Origin of the sequence: Pseudoduganella danionis, from assembly GCF_009720775.1 — a bacterium.
In the GTDB taxonomy this organism is placed as follows: domain Bacteria; phylum Pseudomonadota; class Gammaproteobacteria; order Burkholderiales; family Burkholderiaceae_D; genus Rugamonas; species Rugamonas danionis.
Genome location: NZ_WNKW01000001.1, coordinates 1,154,478 through 1,171,983, shown reverse-complemented (window position 1 = coordinate 1,171,983; position 17,506 = coordinate 1,154,478). Strand labels below are relative to the sequence as shown.

Below are 17,506 nucleotides of genomic sequence, written 5' to 3'. Positions count from 1 at the left end.
AGGCAGCGGAACGGCGCGCAACTCAGGCCGGAACATCCGGCACCAGTTGCATCTTGAGCAGAGTGATATGGTCTTTCAGTTGCAGCTTGCGCTTTTTGAGGCGGCGCAACTGCAGTTGGTCATGATGACCATCGAGCGTCAGCATGTTGATGACAGCATCCAGATCGCGGTGTTCAACGTCGAGTTCTATCAGACGACGCTGGATATCAATTACATCAGCCATAATTCTCGGTCTCTACCCACACAAAAGTTTCACTGAAACAAGGAGTACTGCTTAACAACTGTGACGCTACACGTAGTTTAATCTACCGGCGCCGCCCAGCCAAATAGTTGCTGCTTTGCGTCACTTTCTTGCCGCAGTCGGCGCCGCGTCTTACTGTCGCTTGGCCGCTTCCGCCTTGCGCTGTTCCGCTTCGGCCTTGGCAGCCTGTTTGGCCTCGTTTTCAGCTTTCTTGCGCGCCACTTCAGCCTGACGGCGCTGCGACTCCTGCTGCTTGCGCTCGAAATTCACCACGTTTTCCGCCCGCTTGCCCGCATTGGCCGCATCCTGCGCTTCCAGCTTTTTCAGCTTTTCCGCATGGCGGGCTTCGCGGTCCACCACTGGCCCGGCCACTGGCGGCGGGCGTGGCGTATCGTCCACGACTTTCGGCGCCTTGGGTGGCTGCGCCGCATGCTGGGCTTCTTCTTCCGCATCCTTGCGCGCCCGTTCGGCCAGCTCGGCATCGCGCTTTTCTACCGAGTCAGCCCGCTTGAAATGTTCGGCATCGACTTCGGCGGCACGCAGCACGGCCAGCGCCTTGCGCCGCACTTCCTTGGCGTCGCTCAGGCAGGCGTTGACGAAGAAGCGGCCATAGCAGACCCGTTCCGCTTCCGCAAACTGGTCCTGCACCAGCGCACGTTCCTGCTCGACCTGACGCAGCGTGACATTGGCCTGCTCGACCGACTGCACTTTCGGCCAGCGCGCAGCACCATAGTCCGCCTGTGCCGGCAATGCCAGCAGCAGACCCAGCCCCAGCAGCGCAACTAGCTGCGCCTTCCATTTACTTGCCATCACCATAGACTTCCTAAAAAACTAGGCCAGCGCTGCGGCAGCCGCGCGCTGTTCCTTATCCATATATTCCTGCGACTGCATCTCGACGATACGCGAGACAGTGCGGTGGAATTCGTTCGCCAGTGTACCGGTAGTGTATAGCTGTTCCGGCTCCACTTCGGCCGACATCAGCAGCTTCACGCCCTGATCGTAGAATACATCGATCAGCCAGGTAAAGCGGCGCGCCTCGGACGACATGGCCGCCGACATCATCGGTATGCCGGACAATATCACGGTATGGAAACGGCTGGCGATTTCCAGATAATCATTCTGCGAACGGGGACCGCCGCACAGGGTATTGAAATCGAACCAGATGGTGGTGCCGGCCCGGCGCAGCGCGCGGATTTCGCGCGCTTCGATGCGGATGGTCGGGTCTTCGTCGGCACTTTCGGCCACGCGCGCAAACGCGTTACGCAAGGCTTCGTCGGTGGCGGCGTTGAGCGGCGTGTAATACGACTCCACCTGCTCCAGCGCGCGGCCACGGTAATCGATGCCGGCATCGATATTCATCACATCGAGCTTTTCGTACAGCAGCGCGATAGTCGGCAGGATGCGGTCGCGGTGCAGCCCGTCCGGATACAGCAACTGCGGATCGTAGTTGGACGTCATGATGAAGGATACGCCGTTATCGAACAGCGCCTTCAGCAGGTTGTACATGATCATGGCATCGGCCACATCGGAGATGTGGAATTCATCGAAGCAGATCAGACGGTATTTTTTGGCCACGCGCTTGGCCACTTCGTCGAGCGGATTGGCCACGCCTTTCAGATCGTCGAGCTGGCGGTGCACGCCGCGCATGAATTCGTGGAAGTGCAGGCGGGTCTTGCGCACCACCGGCACCACCGAATAGAAACTGTCCATCAGGAAGGACTTACCGCGCCCTACCCCGCCCCACATGTAGACGCCGCGCGGCACATCGGGCCGGTTAATCAGGCGTTTGAACGTGCTCGAGCGCTGGCCTTTGTAGGCCACCCACTGGTCATAGCACACTTGCAGACGGTCTACGGCGCGGCGCTGGGCAGCATCGGCCTTGAAATTGCGCTGCTCAAGCGCATGCTGGTAAAACTCTTCGACGTTCATGAGGATCAGTTCTGTACTGCGCAAAAGAAAAAGGGCGGACCGCAGCCCGCCCGCAGTCCGCTAGAGGATTGCTTAGAAGTTCAGGGTACGCTTATCGATCGCCAGCGCAGCCTCTTTGGTGGCTTCCGACAGCGATGGGTGAGCGTGGCAGATACGGGCGATGTCTTCGGCCGATGCCTTGAATTCCATCGCCACGACAGCTTCCGAGATCAGTTCCGAAGCCATAGGTCCGATGATGTGCACGCCGAGGATTTCGTCGGTGGTCGCATCGGCCAGGAATTTCACCATACCCGAGGTATCGCCCAGTGCGCGTGCACGGCCGTTGGCCAGGAATGGGAAAGTACCGGCTTTGTACGCTACGCCGGCAGCTTTCAGGGCCTGCTCGGTTTTGCCTACCCAGGCGATTTCCGGCGAGGTGTAAATCACCCAAGGAATGGTGTCGAAGTTGGTGTGACCATGCTGACCGGCGATACGCTCGGCCACGGCAACGCCTTCTTCTTCCGCTTTGTGCGCCAGCATCGGGCCACGTACCACGTCGCCCACTGCCCATACGCCCGGCAGATTGGTTTTGCAATCGCCGTCGACGGCGACGAAGCCGCGCTCGTCCAGTGCCAGACCGACTTTGTCAGCGCCCAGACCATTGGTGTTCGGGGTACGGCCGATCGAGACGATCAGTTTGTCGAACACGGCGGTCTGTGCTTCGCCCTTGGCGTTTTCGTAAGCCACGGTGACGTTGTTGTCGCCCTTGGTGATGGCGCCGATCTTGCAGCCCAGATTGATGGACAGACCCTGTTTGGTGAACAGCTTCTGCGCTTCTTTGGCGATCTGCTCGTCAACCGCGCCGAGGAATACTGGCAGGCCTTCCAGCACGGTCACTTCCGCGCCCAGACGGCGCCATACGGAGCCCATTTCCAGACCGATTACGCCCGCACCAATCACGCCCAGCTTGGCTGGAACCGCGTCGATGGCCAGTGCACCCGTGTTCGACAGAATCAGCTTCTCGTCAAACGCGGCGCCCGGCAGTTCGCGTGCGTTCGAACCGGTAGCGATGATCACCTGTTTGCCGCTGATGGTTTCATTGGCAGGTGCCGAGATCGCCAGCGGGTAGCCTTCAGCCGTAGCTGGGCCGGCGAAAGCGGCGCGGCCGTGGAAGAAGGTCACTTTGTTTTTCTTGAACAGGAACAGGATGCCGTCATTGTTCTGTTTGACGACGGTGTTCTTGCGCTTCAGCATTTGCGGCAGGTTCAGGGACAGGCCGGCAACATCGATACCGTGTTCCTTGAACGCATGGCCAGCGTGCTCGTAGTGTTCCGACGATTGCAGCAGGGCTTTGGAAGGGATGCAACCGACGTTGGTGCAAGTACCGCCCGGTGCAGGGCCGCCCTTTTCATTTTCCCATGCGTCGACGCAGGCGACCGAGAAACCCAGTTGGGCTGCACGGATGGCAGCGATATAACCGCCGGGACCGGCGCCGATGACTACTACGTCAAATTGTTTGCTCATTGTTTATCCTATCGTTTCTTCTTCTGGCACAAAGATCCAGAGCAGAAGGTAAATCGCGAGACCGAAGCCGAAGGTCAGTACGAACAGCACGAACAGCAGACGCCAGATCCAGGTCTCGACGCCGCTGATGCGACCGAGGCCGCCACACACGCCACCAAGCCAGCGGTCGCTCACAGAGCGGCGCAACTTGCTGATGTCGTTGGAAAGCTGTTCGCCACCGTAGGAACCGCTGCTGAGCAGCTTGGCCTTGGCAGCAGCGAACTCTGCATCCGACAGGGCGCCGGACTGGTGCAGTTCATGCAAACGCTTGATTTCTTCGGAAACGCTCATGGTTCTTCCTCTGAATGGCGTTCCGGCACAGGGGCCGGAACGCACTAGCGGTGATTACAGTTCCAGCAGCAGGCGAGCTGGATCTTCCAGCGCTTCTTTCATCGCTACCAGACCCAGCACAGCTTCGCGACCGTCGATGATACGGTGGTCGTAGGACATGGCCAGATAGTTCATCGGACGCACTACGATCTGGCCGTTTTCGACCACAGCGCGATCTTTGGTCGCGTGCACGCCCAGAATCGCCGATTGTGGCGGGTTGATGATCGGGGTCGACAGCATCGAACCGAAGGTACCGCCGTTCGAGATCGAGAAGGTACCGCCGGTCAGGTCGTCCAGCGTCAGTTTGCCTTCTTTAGCCTTGGCGCCGAATTCGCCGATTTTCTTCTCGATGTCAGCGATCGACATCTGGTCGGCATTGCGCAGGATAGGCACCACCAGACCGCGTGGCGAACCTACCGCGATACCGATGTCGAAGTAGCCGTGGTAAACGATGTCGTTGCCATCCACCGAAGCATTCAGGATAGGGTATTTCTTCAGAGCGGCCACAGCAGCTTTAACGAAGAAGGACATGAAGCCCAGCTTGACGCCGTGCTCTTTCTCGAACTTGTCCTTGTACTTGTTGCGCAGGTCCATGACTGGCGCCATGTTGACTTCGTTGAAGGTGGTCAGAATCGCGTTGGTCGATTGCGATTGCACCAGACGCTCGGCGATACGGGCACGCAGACGGCTCATAGGCACGCGCTCTTCCGGACGGTCGCCCAGGTTGGCAGCGGCAGGCGCAGCAACTTGTTGCAGTGCTGGTTTAGCGGCAGGCGCAGCCAGCGGAGCAACGGCCGGGGTAGCAGGTGCCGAAGCAGCCAGTGCGTCGCCCTTGGTGACGCGGCCATCTTTGCCCGAACCGGCAACATCGCTAGCGCTCAGACCTTTTTCCGACAGGATCTTGGCAGCGGCTGGCATGGCCACGTCGCCTTTGTTGCCACCGGTAGCAGCAGCTGGGGCAGCAGCAGCGGCAGGAGCGGCGGCTGGAGCAGCAGCGGCAGCAGCTGGAGCGCTTGCGCCGGCAGCAGCTTCGGTGTCGATCACAGCGATGACTTCGTCAGCCACCACGGTGCTACCGTCGCCTTTGATGATTTCAACCAGCACGCCAGCAGCTGGTGCCGGCAGTTCCAGCACAACTTTGTCGGTTTCGATGTCGATCAGGTTTTCGTCGCGGGCAACGGCTTCGCCGATTTTCTTGTGCCAGGTCAGCATGGTCGCTTCTGCGACCGATTCCGACAGTTGAGGTACTTTAACTTGAATTTGTGCCATGGATAACTCCGTATATTTTGTAATGGCGCTCCGCTACATGCTTGCGGTCACGCCTGTGTCATAGGTTCAGTCAGGCGCCATGCCGGATCGGGCACGGCGCCATGGGGCTTATTTGGTCAGGATGAAACCTTTGAGCTTCGAGAAAGCCGTTTCCAGCAGATCTTTTTGCTGGGCATAGTGCTTGTCGTAGTAGCCGACGGCTGGCGATGCCGACGCTGGGCGACCGGCGTAAGCCAGACGTTGACCGGCTTCCATGCTCTCGAAGATGTTGTGCTGAATCTGGAACCATGGGCCCTGATTCTGCGGTTCGTCCTGTGCCCATACCACTTCCGCCAGGTTCGGGAACTTTTTCAGTTCAGCAGCGAACGATTTGTGCGGGAATGGATACAGCTGTTCCACACGGATGATGGCGGTATCGGTCTGGCCGCGGGTCTTGCGTGCGTTGACCAGATCGTAGTAGACCTTGCCCGAGCAGGCGATAACGCGTTTGACTTTCTTGGCGTCGATTTTCTCGTCGACTTCACCGATCACGGTCTGGAACGCGCCTTTGGCCAGTTCGGTCAGCGGCGTGCCGGCATCCTTGTTACGCAGCAGCGATTTCGGCGTGAGGATGACCAGCGGTTTGCGGAACTGACGCACCATCTGGCGACGCAGCACGTGGAAGATCTGCGATGCGGTGGTCGGTTGGACCACTTGCATGTTGTTGTCTGCGCACAGCTGCAGGAAGCGTTCTGGGCGAGCCGACGAGTGCTCTGGGCCCTGACCTTCGTAGCCGTGTGGCAGCATCATGACCAGACCCGAAGCACGACCCCACTTCACTTCGCCGGAGCTGATGAACTGGTCGATGACTACCTGAGCGCCGTTGACGAAATCGCCGAACTGGGCTTCCCAGATAGTCAGGGTGTTAGGTTCTGCGGTCGAGTAGCCGTATTCGAAGCCCAGTACCGCTTCTTCCGACAGCACGGAGTCGATCACGGTGAATGGTGCCTGACCTTCGGCGATGTTCTGCAGTGGCACATAGGTGCCGGCATCCCAGCGCTCGCGGTTCTGATCGTGCAGCACAGCGTGACGGTGGACGAAGGTACCACGGCCAGCATCCTGACCGGTCAGACGCACAGCGTAGCCGGAAGCGACCAGCGAAGCGAAGCCCAGGTGTTCGCCCATACCCCAGTCCAGATTCAGCTCGCCGCGGCCCATGGCAGCGCGGTCAGCCAGCACTTTTTCGACCAGTGCGTGGACTTTGAAGTTTTCCGGTACGGTGGTGATGCGGCCAGCCAGACGTTTCAGTTCGGTCATCGGCACGGCGGTATCGGCGCTGTCGGTCCACTTGCGGTTCAGGAACGGCAGCCAGTCAACGGCGAACTTGTTCTTGAAGTTGGTGATGACCGGATCAACGGTGTGCTTGCCGGCGTCCATGGCGTCACGGAAGGCCGATTGCATTTTTTCGCCGCCGTCGGCAGGGATCACAGCTTGTGCAACCAGTTTGTCCGCATACAGTTTGCGGGTGCCTGGGTGCTGGCCGATTTTCTTGTACATCAGCGGCTGGGTCAGTGCAGGGGTATCTTGCTCGTTGTGGCCCAGTTTGCGGTAGCAGATGATGTCGACAACGATATCTTTCTGGAACTGCAGACGGTAGTCCATCGCGATCTGCGAAGCCAGCACCACGGCTTCAGGATCGTCGGCATTCACGTGCAGTACAGGTGCTTCGATCATCTTGACGACGTCGGAGCAGTAGATAGTGGAACGCGCATCGCGCGGGTCGGAGGTGGTGAAACCGATCTGGTTGTTGATCACGATGTGCACGGTACCGCCGGTGCCGTAACCACGGGTCTGGGCCAGATTCAGGGTTTCCATCACTACGCCCTGACCAGCGAAAGCGGCGTCGCCGTGTACCAGAATCGGCAGCACTTGCTTGCCGGCGTGGTCGCCGCGGCGATCCATACGGGCTTTGACGGAACCTTCTACCACTGGGTTGACGATTTCCAGGTGCGATGGGTTGAAGGCCAGCGACAGGTGGACAGGACCGCCAGCGGTCGAGATGTCCGACGAGAAGCCCTGGTGGTATTTCACGTCACCGGCTGGCAGGTCGTCGCCATGCTTGCCTTCGAATTCTTCGAACAGTTCCTTAGGCGATTTGCCCAGGGTGTTCACGAGGACGTTCAGACGGCCACGGTGGGCCATACCAATCACGATTTCCTGCACGCCTTTTTCGCCGGCGCGCTGGATGATTTCATCGATCGAAGCGATGAAGGTTTCGCCGCCTTCCAGCGAGAAACGCTTTTGACCGACATACTTGGTGTGCAAATAACGCTCCAGACCTTCTGCAGCGGTCAAGCGCTCCAGAATGTGCTGCTTCTTCTCTGCGGTGAAGTTAGGCGTCGAGCGGATCGCTTCCAGACGCTCTTGCAGCCAGCGTTTTTCGGCCGGGTCGGAGATGTACATGAACTCGGCGCCGATCGAACGGGTGTAGGTATCGCGCAGGAAGTTCAGCAGGTCGCGCAGGGTCGCGGTCTCTGGGCCGAAGTAGGTGTTGCTGATGTTGAATACGGTGTCCATGTCCGCATCGGTGAACCCGTAGAAGCTAGGATCGAGTTCAGGGATGGCAGGACGCTCCTGACGCTGCAGCGGGTCCAGATTGGCCCAGCGCGAACCCAGATAGCGGTAAGCCGCGATCAGCTGGGTAGCGGCCACGCGTTTGCGGCCCATTTCGGCGTCGGCCGAAGCCACCACGGTGCGGATAGGACCAGCTTTCGCGCGTTCGGCGAAAGAGGCGATCACGGAGGCGTGGGCGACGTCGGGTTTATTGGAACCATCGACGGCCGGTACGTGCTGCATGGCGTCGAAATAGGCGCGCCAGTTGTCTGGCACAGAACCTGGATTGTCGAGATACGCTTCGTACAGTTCTTCGACGTACGGGGCGTTCCCACCAAACAGGTAGGAGTTGGACGTATATTGTTGCATCATATTGCTCACCTTTCTTCGCGCTTCGCGAGATTAGCGGGTTAATCTAACCTTCCGCGACACGGCCTGACCGGTTAGCGGATTGCACATCAAGTTGTGGGGAAGGGCTATATTTCTTCGGGTACTACAAAATCGGTCATTCAGGATAGCATCGGTATTGTATCCGAACAACCATTTGTGCGGAAAAAACCCATGAAAACTTGCAGTTTAATGTGGCGTTAAGTGTGTAAATGACATATCTAGGCGCTGAAACGCACGAAATGTTTTCATTATTTTAAGCTTGCCCCACCTGCCCGCTACGCGGCAGACGGCGCGGGCCCGAGCCTGTCAACGCTGGCGTGTGGGCCAGCCAACCGGCATCATGACGGAACCAGTCGACCAGAAAATCCAGCATGGCACGCAAGGCGGCCGGCATATGCTGGCGCGAAGTATAAATAGCATGAATACCCATCTGTTGCGGCGTGAATGACTCAAGCAAGGGCAGCAGCTCGCCACGCGCGATCAGCGCCATCACGCTGTACCTGGGTTGCAGCACGATGCCGGCACCATGCAGCGCGGCACGCAGCAAGCTGGTATCTTCATTGGCCGACAGATTGCCGCTGACGGGCACGGACACGCTCTCGCCATGGGCATCCGTGAACTGCCACAGGCTTTTGCCGAAATAGCTGTAGGTCAGGCAGTTATGCCGCGCCAGATCGGCCACCTGCCCCGGCCTGCCATGGCGCTCCAGATAGGCCGGCGCCGCGCACACCACCGAATCGCACTGGGCCAACTGACGTGCAATCAGATTCGGCTCCAGCGCATTGGTGATGCGCAGCGCCAAATCGATGCGCTGCTCGACCAGATTTACGGCACGGTTATTAATCTGCATATCCACCGTGGTGTGGGGATAGCGCTGCAGAAAAGCCGTCACGGCCGGTGCCAGCACAGCCTGCGCCAGCGACTGCGAACAACTGATGCGCAGCAAGCCCCGTGGCGCGCCCTCTTCCACCACGCTATCGAGTGCCATGTCCTCGGCCAATTCCAGCATGCTGCGGCAGCGTGCCAGCGTCAATGTGCCGGCATCCGTCAGGCTCAGGCGGCGCGTGCTCCGGTGCAGCAGGCGCGCACCGGCCCACTGCTCCATTTCGGCCAGATAGCGCGTCACCATGGCGCGCGACATGGCCAGCGCATCCGCCGCAGCAATCATGCTGCCACGCTCGGCAATGCTGACAAACACCTTGGCGGCAGTAATCCTGTCCATACATTCGTCCGATTTACGCAATTAATTGATGAATGATACGCGGTTTTTCTACCGCTTCAAGCAATTTAAGATGACGTCATTCCCACCCAACACGAAAGACCATCATGCTCAAGCAACCACTGCAAACCCTGTTAGCCACTGCCTTCGCCGCCACCCTGGGCAGCGCCAGCGCCGCCCCGCTCAAAGTGGAAGTATTCAATCCGGGCGAAGCCGCCATCTTCCCCGTTGCCTCCGTGCTGGTCTCCGGCACCAAGGATGCGGTACTGATCGACGCCCAGTTCTCGCGTGCCGAAGCGCTGAAACTGGCCGAGCAGATCCGCGCCAGCGGCAAGCGCTTGACTACCGTCTACGTCAGCCATGGCGACCCGGACTTCTACTTCGGCCTCGACGTGATCCACGCGGCCTTCCCTGAAGCGAAAATCGTCGCCACCTCCTACACGGTGGCCGCGATCGAAAAGAAAAAGGATGCCAAAGTGGCGTACTGGGGCCCTATCCTGAAACACAATGCACCGCACAGCATCATCGTGCCGCAGGTGCTGCAGGGTGACCGCATCGAACTGGAAGGCGAAACCTTGCAGATCGCCGGCCTGCAAGGCGCGGCACCGGAGCGCAGCTATGTGTGGATTCCCTCCATCAAAACCGTAGCCGGCGGCGTGGTGGTCTTCAACGACCTGCACGTCTGGACGGCTGACACCCAGACGCTGGCCGCACGCCAGCAATGGCTGGCCACGCTGGACGGCATCGCCGCCCTGCAGCCCAGTACTGTGGTGCCGGGGCACTACAAAGTAGGCAGCGCGCTGACGCCCGCCAGCATAGGCTTTACCCGCGACTATCTGGTGAAGTTTGAAGCGGAAACAGCAGCGGCCGCCAACTCGGCCGACCTGATCGCCCGCATGCAGCAACTGTATCCGCAAGCGGGCCTGAAAGCGGCACTGGACACCAGCGCCAAGGTCGCCAAAGGCGAAATGAAGTGGTAAGCCAGCCACGCTGAGCGAACCAGAGGGGGCACTTACGCCCCGCTGCGCAACTAGACAAATGCATCTAGATATTTTAATCTAGATGCATAGTCTAAAAAAATGCGCCCCATGAACACACCCGTCACCAAACCCACGCCTGCCGAACTGGAAATGCTGCGCCTGCTATGGGCCAGCGGCCCGGCCACGGCCAAGCAGGTCCATCAGGCAGCACTGGCCAGCCGGCCCGACATGAACTACGCCACCGTGCTGCGTCTGCTGCAAGTAATGCACAGCAAAGGCATCCTGAGCCGTGACGAAAGCCAACGCGCCCACGTCTATGCGCCAGCCCAGGCGCAGGATGCGCTGCAGACCAATCTGCTGAAGGAACTGATACAGAAAGCCTTTGCCGGTTCCGGCAAGGCGCTGGTGCTGGCCGCCCTGCGTGGCGGCCATGTGAGCAAGAAGGAAAGGGCCGAGATACAGGCCCTGCTCGATCAGGACAGCTAGGCCGGACCTGCAGCACGCCGCCTTTAGCGCGCGCCGGCCCCGCTGATTTATTTGAGTGCGAGGTAGTGTTGCGCCGAACGGCGCACTGCACGGTCCCGCGCATCGATACGGAAGATGCGCACCACATCTTCCAGCGCGTGCGACTGGTCCTGCAGCGCATGGGCCGCAGCCGCCGCTTCTTCCACCAGCGCGGCATTCTGCTGGGTGACCTGATCCATTTCGGCAATCGCCTCATGCACTTCGCGGATGCCGCCGCGCTGCTCGTCGCTGGCATTGCTGATGGCTGCCATGATATCGGTCACGCGGCGCACACTCTGCACTACCTGCGCCATGGTGGCACCGGCTGCCGCCACCTGGGTGCTGCCCACTTCCACCTTGCCCACCGAATCCTCAATCAGCGCCTTGATTTCCTTGGCAGCGGCGGCCGAGCGCTGGGCCAGATTACGCACTTCGCTGGCCACCACGGCAAAGCCGCGCCCCTGCTCGCCCGCGCGCGCCGCTTCCACGGCAGCGTTGAGCGCGAGAATATTGGTCTGGAAAGCGATGCCGTCGATCACGCTGATGATATCGGCAATCTTGCGCGACGAAGCCGTGATCGACCCCATGGTTTCCACCACCTGAGCCACCACCTCGCCACCCTGAACAGCGATTTGCGAAGCGGCCACTGCCATCTGCTTGGCTTCGCCCGCATTATCAGCATTCTGGTTCACGGCATTGCTCAGATGTTCCATCGACTGCGCAGTTTTCTCCAGCCGCGAAGCCTGCGCTTCCGTGCGCTGCGACAGATCGAGGTTGCCGGCCGCAATTTCGGCCGAAGCCGACGTCACCTGCTCGGCGCCCTGACGTACCTGCCCCACCACGGCCGACAGGTTCTGGCTGATGCCGTTCAGCGCGCCCAGCAGCTTGCCAATTTCATCCTGATTCTGCACCACCAGATGTACATTCAGATCACCGGCAGCGATCTGCCCGGCCGCCTGTTCAGCCAGTGCCAGCGGACGCGTCACCACCGTGCGCACCAGCAGGTACAGCATGACGGCAAACACGAGCAGCGCTACCACGCCGATCAGCGCATAGTGATTGCGCAACTGCTGGGCCTCGCGCGTGATTTCCTCCGTGTAGGTGCCGCCCGCGATCAGCCAGTTCCACGGGCCGAAGGTATTGAAGCTAATCATTTTCTCGCGTGGCGCCGCGCCCTCCTTCTCGGCCCACGGATAGGTGATCGAACCGGTTTTGGCAGCCAGCATCTCTTTGATGAAATAGCGTCCGTCATGGGTCTGCAGTTCCAGCACGTTCTGGCCTTCCAGCGTCGGGTGTATCAGTTCCTCACCCTGCTTCTTGCCCGCTGCCGCATTGATCACGTAGACATAGCCGCTCTCGCCTATTCTGATCTGCTTGATCTTGGCCTTAAGCATATTCAGGTTATGGCCGATATCCAGGCCGATAAACAGCACGCCGATCACCTTACCACTGCTATCTTTAACGGGATCGTACTGGGTGATGTACTGCTTGCCGAACAGCGTGGCCAGACCGCTGTAGCTATTCCCCGCGCGCAGCAAAGGGTAGCTCGGGTGGCTGTGATCGAGCTGGGTGCCGACGGCGCGCTCGCCGTTTTCCTTCTTCAGCGACGTGCTCACGCGCACGAAATCCTCGCCCTGTGCAGCGAAGATGGTGGCCACTACACCCGTGTCGGCCGTAAATTTGTCAGGCAGGCTGAAATCCATATTCAGCGTCTTGCCGGCAAACTGCAAGGTGGGCGTAGGCTTGCCAGCGATCTCGACGGTGCTGGCCGCATCCAGCGTGAACTGGCCCTGGGCGAAATGGCTGGCGAAGATGCGGGCAAAGCGCGAAGCTTCGTCCGTCATGGCACTGTGAAACACCTCGACGGTATTGCTGATGCCGTTCAGGGTATCGGCCACATTGGCCTGCGCCCGCTGTTCCAGCATGCGCGCCGTACTCAGGTTAATCAAGCTCAGTATGATGGCCAGCATGGCGCTGAGCAGGCCGAAAGTGAAAACGGTAATCTTGCTACCGACGTTAAGGTTTTTGAGGTTTGTTATTGTTAGGCTCATGTTGTGCAAATGATCAATGAAGCAAAAAAATGAAAAGCCGGCAACTAATTGACTTAGTTCCGGCCTATTCAGGGCATTTCTTGATGTGGATCACTTTAACACAAATTTGGATTTTGTATCCGACGGGCAATTTTTCTCTATGAAAGACGGCGCCTGCGCAGCACGGCAGACGAAAAAAAAAGCGGGCCGCAGCCCGCTTTTTTTTGTGCCTGAGACAGCGGATTAACGCTGGTCCAGAGGCTTGACTTCGCGCGTGGTCGAACCCACGAACAGCTGGCGTGGACGGCCGATTTTCTGTTCTGGGTCGGCGATCATTTCGTTCCACTGGGCGATCCAGCCGATGGTACGGGCCATGGCGAAGATACCGGTGAACAGCGAAACTGGAATGCCCAGTGCCGACTGTACGATGCCCGAGTAGAAGTCCACGTTCGGGTACAGTTTGCGCGAAACGAAGTATTCGTCGTTCAGTGCAATCTTTTCCAGTTCCATGGCCAGCTTGAACAGTGGGTCGTCTTGCAGGCCCAGCTCTTCCAGCACTTCGTAGCAGGTTTCACGCATCAGTTTGGCGCGTGGGTCGAAGTTTTTGTAGACGCGGTGACCGAAGCCCATCAGCTTCACGCCCGAGTTCTTGTCTTTCACCTGAGCGATGAAGGCAGGAATGTTCTCGACGGTGCCGATTTCTTTCAGCATGTTCAGTGCCGCTTCGTTAGCACCACCGTGGGCAGGGCCCCACAGGCAGGCGATACCGGCAGCGATACAGGCGAACGGGTTGGCGCCCGACGAACCGGCCAGACGCACGGTCGAGGTCGAAGCATTCTGCTCGTGGTCTGCGTGCAGGATCAGGATACGGTCCAGCGCGCGCACCAGCACGTCGTTGACTTTGTATTCTTCGCATGGGTTGCCGAACATCATGCGCATGAAGTTGGCGCTGTACGACAGGTCATTGCGTGGGTACACGAACGGCTGGCCGATCGAGTATTTGTAAGCCATCGCTACCAGGGTAGGCATTTTGGCGATCAGGCGGATAGCCGATACTTCACGGTGCTTGGCATCGTTGATGTCGAGCGAATCGTGGTAGAACGAAGCCAGCGCGCCGACGGTACCAACCAGTACCGACATCGGGTGCGCGTCACGACGGAAGCCGCGGAAGAAGAACTGCATCTGCTCGTGCACCATGGTGTGCTTGGTCACGGTGTCGACGAAGGTGGCTTTCTGTTCGGCGTTCGGCAGTTCGCCGTTCAGCAGCAGGTAGCACGATTCCATGAAGTCAGCGTTCACGGCCAGTTGTTCGATCGGGTAGCCGCGATACAGCAGCTCGCCCTTGTCACCGTCGATGTAGGTGATCGAGGAATTACATGCCGCGGTCGACATGAAGCCTGGATCGTAGGTGAACTTGCCGGTGCCGGCATACAGTTTACGGATGTCGATCACGTCCGGACCAACGGTCCCTTTGTAGATCGGGAAATCGACCGATGGGCTGCCATCGGAGAACGACAGTGTGGCTTTGTTATCAGAGGTGTTCATGAACTCTTCCTTCTTGGAGAGGTGAGACAAAAGTAAAAAAAACCTGGTAATGCGGCGATATTGCTAGCGGCCTAAGCCAGTCGCCTGACGGCTTAAGCCAGTCGCAGACGCGCCAGCAAGGCGTGTACCTGGGGCAGATCGATGTCGCCGTCAGGCTCCTTGCGGGCCAGTATCAGATCCATCAGGGCATTGTCCGACAGATCCAGCAAACGCGTCAGGGCGTCGACTTCCTCGTCGGTCAATTCGGTTTCATGCGCATCGAGAAAACGGGTCAGGATGATGTCGTTTTCCAGCAGTCCTCGGCGGGCGCGCCAGCGCAGGCGCGCGCGGTTGGCCGGGTCAGACTGGTGCGCAGCGGTATTCGTTGCAGTCATGGTGCGGCTACTTTACAAAAACGGGCGGTTTGCCTACACAACACCGCCCGTGTGGTGCATCAGATGGCGCGACGGACCATCAGTTCCTTGATCTTGCCGATTGCCTTGTTCGGGTTCAGACCTTTAGGGCAAACGTCGACGCAGTTCATGATCGAGTGGCAGCGGAACAGACGATATGGATCTTCCAGGTTATCCAGACGGGCGCCGGTGGCTTCGTCGCGCGAGTCGGCGATGAAGCGGTAGGCTTGCAGCAGGCCGGCAGGACCGACGAACTTGTCCGGATTCCACCAGAACGACGGGCAGGAGGTCGAGCAGCAAGCGCACAGAATGCACTCGTACAGACCGTCCAGCTCTTCGCGCTGGGCTGGCGATTGCAGACGCTCTTTTTCAGGGCGGATGGAATCGTTGATCAGGTAAGGCTTGACCGAGTCGTACTGCTTGAAGAACTGGGTCATGTCGACGATCAGATCGCGGATCACTGGCAGACCTGGCAGCGGACGCAGCACGATAGGCTCGGTCAGCTCGTTCAGGTTGGTGGTGCAGGCCAGACCGTTTTTGCCATTGATGTTCATGGCGTCCGAACCGCACACGCCTTCGCGGCACGAGCGGCGCAGGGCCAGCGAATCATCCACGTCGGACTTGATACGCTGCAGTGCGTCCAGCAGCATCTTGTCGGTGTCTTTCAGTTCGACCGTCACGTCCTGCATGTAAGGCTTGGCGTCCTGATCGGGATCGTAACGATAAATTTTCAGTTTGAGAGTGCGTGCCATGTTCTTAGCTCTTAGAAAGTACGTGGTTTCGGTTTGAAGGTGTCGACCGTCAGCGGCTTGGTCACGACTGCCTTGTATTCCAGACGGTTGTCCGCCGAGTACCACAGGGTGTGTTTCATCCAGTTGTCGTCGTCACGCTGCGGGAAATCGTTATGGGCGTGGGCGCCACGCGATTCCTTGCGAGCTGCGGCCGAGACGATGGTGGCTTTGGCAGTTTCGATCAGGTTGTCCAGTTCCAGCGCTTCCACGCGGGCGGTGTTGAACACTTTCGACTTGTCCTTGAACGATACGTGCTTGCGACGCTCGTCCAGCTTCATGATCTCTTCCACGCCCTTGTTCAGCATGTCGTCGGTACGGAACACGCCGCAGTATTTCTGCATGGTGGCGCGGATGTCGTTGGCAACGCCCTGCACTTTTTCGCCGCCGTTCGAGGTTTCCAGCTTGTTCAGACGGTTCATTGCGAAGTCGGCAGCATCCTTAGGCAGCGGTTTGTTTTCCTTCTGCTTGAGGTTCTGTGCCACCACGTGGTTACCGGCCGCGCGGCCGAATACCACCAGGTCGAGCAGCGAGTTGGTGCCCAGACGGTTGGCGCCGTGCACCGATACGCAGGCGCATTCGCCGATTGCGTACAGGCCGTTGACCACTTTCTGGGTGCCGTCGCCGTTCGGCGTGACCACCTGACCGTGGATGTTGGTTGGAATACCGCCCATCTGGTAGTGGATGGTTGGTACGACCGGAATCGGCTCTTTGGTGGCGTCGACGTTGGCGAACTTGTGGCCGATTTCCAGAATCGAAGGCAGACGCTTCTGGATGGTGTCGGCGCCGATGTGACGCAGATCCAGCATCACGTGATCCTTGTTCGGACCGCAGCCGCGACCTTCCTTGATCTCCTGGTCCATCGAGCGCGAAACGAAGTCGCGTGGTGCCAGATCCTTCAGCGTCGGCGCATAGCGCTCCATGAAACGTTCGCCTTCGGAGTTGATCAGGATACCGCCTTCACCACGTACACCTTCGGTGATCAGCACGCCCGCGCCGGACACGCCGGTCGGGTGGAACTGCCAGAATTCCATGTCCTGCAGCGGCAGGCCGGCACGTGCGGCCATACCCATACCGTCGCCGGTGTTGATGAAGGCATTGGTCGATGCAGCGAAGATACGGCCAGCACCGCCGGTAGCGAAGATGGTGGTCTTAGCTTCCAGAATCATGCATTCGCCGGTTTCCATTTCCAGTGCAACCACGCCGACCACGTCGCCTTCGGCGTCACGGATCAGGTCCAGTGCCATCCACTCAACGAAGAAGTGGGTACGGGCACGCACGTTGCGCTGATACAGGGTGTGCAGCAGTGCGTGACCGGTACGGTCGGCAGCAGCGCAAGCACGCTGTACGGCTTTTTCGCCGAAGTTGGCGGTGTGGCCGCCGAATGGACGCTGGTAGATGGTGCCGTCCGGATTACGGTCGAAAGGCATACCGAAGTGTTCCAGTTCGTACACGACCTTCGGTGCTTCGCGGCACATGAATTCGATTGCGTCCTGGTCGCCCAGATAGTCGCCACCTTTGACGGTGTCGAACATATGCCAGAACCAGTTGTCTTCGGCCATATTGCCCAGCGAGGCGCCGATACCGCCCTGCGCTGCCACGGTGTGGGAACGGGTAGGGAAAACTTTCGACAGCACCGCGACGTTCAGACCGGCTTCAGCCAGTTGCAGCGATGCACGCATGCCGGAGCCGCCGGCGCCGACGATTACCGCATCAAAGCGGCGGGTAGGGATTGCAGATTTGATAGCTGCCACG

Annotated in this window: 15 protein-coding genes; 2 read left to right on the top strand and 13 right to left on the bottom strand. The window is 59.2% G+C overall.

Annotation, left to right across the window (positions count from 1 at the left end; translation table 11 throughout):
- Window positions 1-22: 22 nt before the first annotated feature.
- The 8 genes from GM655_RS05000 to GM655_RS04965 form a co-directional block, all read right to left on the bottom strand.
- Window positions 23-223 carry a YdcH family protein gene (locus GM655_RS05000; protein ID WP_155433481.1) on the bottom strand — a complete coding sequence of 67 codons (201 nt, stop codon included), beginning with the start codon at window positions 221-223 and terminating at the stop codon, window positions 23-25.
- 150 nt (window positions 224-373) lie between these two features.
- Window positions 374-1,051: a hypothetical protein gene (locus GM655_RS04995; RefSeq protein WP_196308703.1), complete on the bottom strand. Its 678-nt coding sequence runs from the start codon at window positions 1,049-1,051 to the stop codon at window positions 374-376.
- 21 nt (window positions 1,052-1,072) lie between these two features.
- The gene (gene zapE / locus GM655_RS04990; protein ID WP_155433479.1) at window positions 1,073-2,170 is read right to left on the bottom strand and encodes a cell division protein ZapE; all 1,098 of its coding nucleotides are present in this window, start codon (window positions 2,168-2,170) and stop codon (window positions 1,073-1,075) included.
- 72 nt (window positions 2,171-2,242) lie between these two features.
- A complete protein-coding gene (lpdA, locus tag GM655_RS04985) occupies window positions 2,243-3,673 on the bottom strand; it encodes a dihydrolipoyl dehydrogenase (protein WP_155433478.1) in 1,431 nt (476 codons plus the stop codon).
- A 3-nt stretch (window positions 3,674-3,676) separates the two neighbouring features.
- Window positions 3,677-4,003 (bottom strand): PspC domain-containing protein, encoded by a 327-nt coding sequence (locus tag GM655_RS04980; RefSeq protein WP_155433477.1) that lies wholly within the window; start codon window positions 4,001-4,003, stop codon window positions 3,677-3,679.
- A gap of 54 nt (window positions 4,004-4,057) precedes the next feature.
- A complete protein-coding gene (gene odhB / locus GM655_RS04975) occupies window positions 4,058-5,311 on the bottom strand; it encodes a 2-oxoglutarate dehydrogenase complex dihydrolipoyllysine-residue succinyltransferase (RefSeq protein WP_155433476.1) in 1,254 nt (417 codons plus the stop codon).
- 108 nt (window positions 5,312-5,419) lie between these two features.
- Window positions 5,420-8,275, bottom strand: a complete 2,856-nt coding sequence (locus GM655_RS04970) for a 2-oxoglutarate dehydrogenase E1 component (protein ID WP_155433475.1) — start codon at window positions 8,273-8,275, stop codon at window positions 5,420-5,422.
- Between the two features lie 271 nt (window positions 8,276-8,546).
- Entirely contained in the window at window positions 8,547-9,515 is a 969-nt protein-coding gene (locus tag GM655_RS04965; protein WP_155433474.1) for a LysR family transcriptional regulator, read from the bottom strand.
- A 104-nt stretch (window positions 9,516-9,619) separates the two neighbouring features.
- Between GM655_RS04965 and GM655_RS04960 the strand changes: the two genes are divergently transcribed.
- Window positions 9,620-10,492 carry an MBL fold metallo-hydrolase gene (locus GM655_RS04960; protein WP_155433473.1) on the top strand — a complete coding sequence of 291 codons (873 nt, stop codon included), beginning with the start codon at window positions 9,620-9,622 and terminating at the stop codon, window positions 10,490-10,492.
- A 108-nt stretch (window positions 10,493-10,600) separates the two neighbouring features.
- Window positions 10,601-10,978 carry a BlaI/MecI/CopY family transcriptional regulator gene (locus GM655_RS04955; RefSeq protein ID WP_155433472.1) on the top strand — a complete coding sequence of 126 codons (378 nt, stop codon included), beginning with the start codon at window positions 10,601-10,603 and terminating at the stop codon, window positions 10,976-10,978.
- A 47-nt stretch (window positions 10,979-11,025) separates the two neighbouring features.
- On the opposite strand, the gene GM655_RS04950 is transcribed toward GM655_RS04955, so the two are convergent.
- The 5 genes from GM655_RS04950 to sdhA all read right to left on the bottom strand — a co-directional run bounded on the left by GM655_RS04950 (window position 11,026) and on the right by sdhA (window position 17,505).
- Window positions 11,026-13,047 carry a methyl-accepting chemotaxis protein gene (locus tag GM655_RS04950; protein ID WP_155433471.1) on the bottom strand — a complete coding sequence of 674 codons (2,022 nt, stop codon included), beginning with the start codon at window positions 13,045-13,047 and terminating at the stop codon, window positions 11,026-11,028.
- 222 nt (window positions 13,048-13,269) lie between these two features.
- Complete coding sequence (gene gltA / locus GM655_RS04945) at window positions 13,270-14,571, bottom strand: citrate synthase (protein WP_155433470.1); 1,302 nt, start codon at window positions 14,569-14,571, stop codon at window positions 13,270-13,272.
- 92 nt (window positions 14,572-14,663) lie between these two features.
- On the bottom strand, window positions 14,664-14,945 hold the full coding sequence (locus GM655_RS04940) for an FAD assembly factor SdhE (RefSeq protein WP_155433469.1): 282 nt from the start codon (window positions 14,943-14,945) through the stop codon (window positions 14,664-14,666).
- 59 nt (window positions 14,946-15,004) lie between these two features.
- Entirely contained in the window at window positions 15,005-15,715 is a 711-nt protein-coding gene (locus tag GM655_RS04935) for a succinate dehydrogenase iron-sulfur subunit (RefSeq protein WP_155433468.1), read from the bottom strand.
- Window positions 15,716-15,726: 11 nt separating this feature from the next.
- On the bottom strand, window positions 15,727-17,505 hold the full coding sequence (gene sdhA / locus GM655_RS04930; protein ID WP_371866705.1) for a succinate dehydrogenase flavoprotein subunit: 1,779 nt from the start codon (window positions 17,503-17,505) through the stop codon (window positions 15,727-15,729).
- Window position 17,506 lies beyond the last annotated feature (1 nt).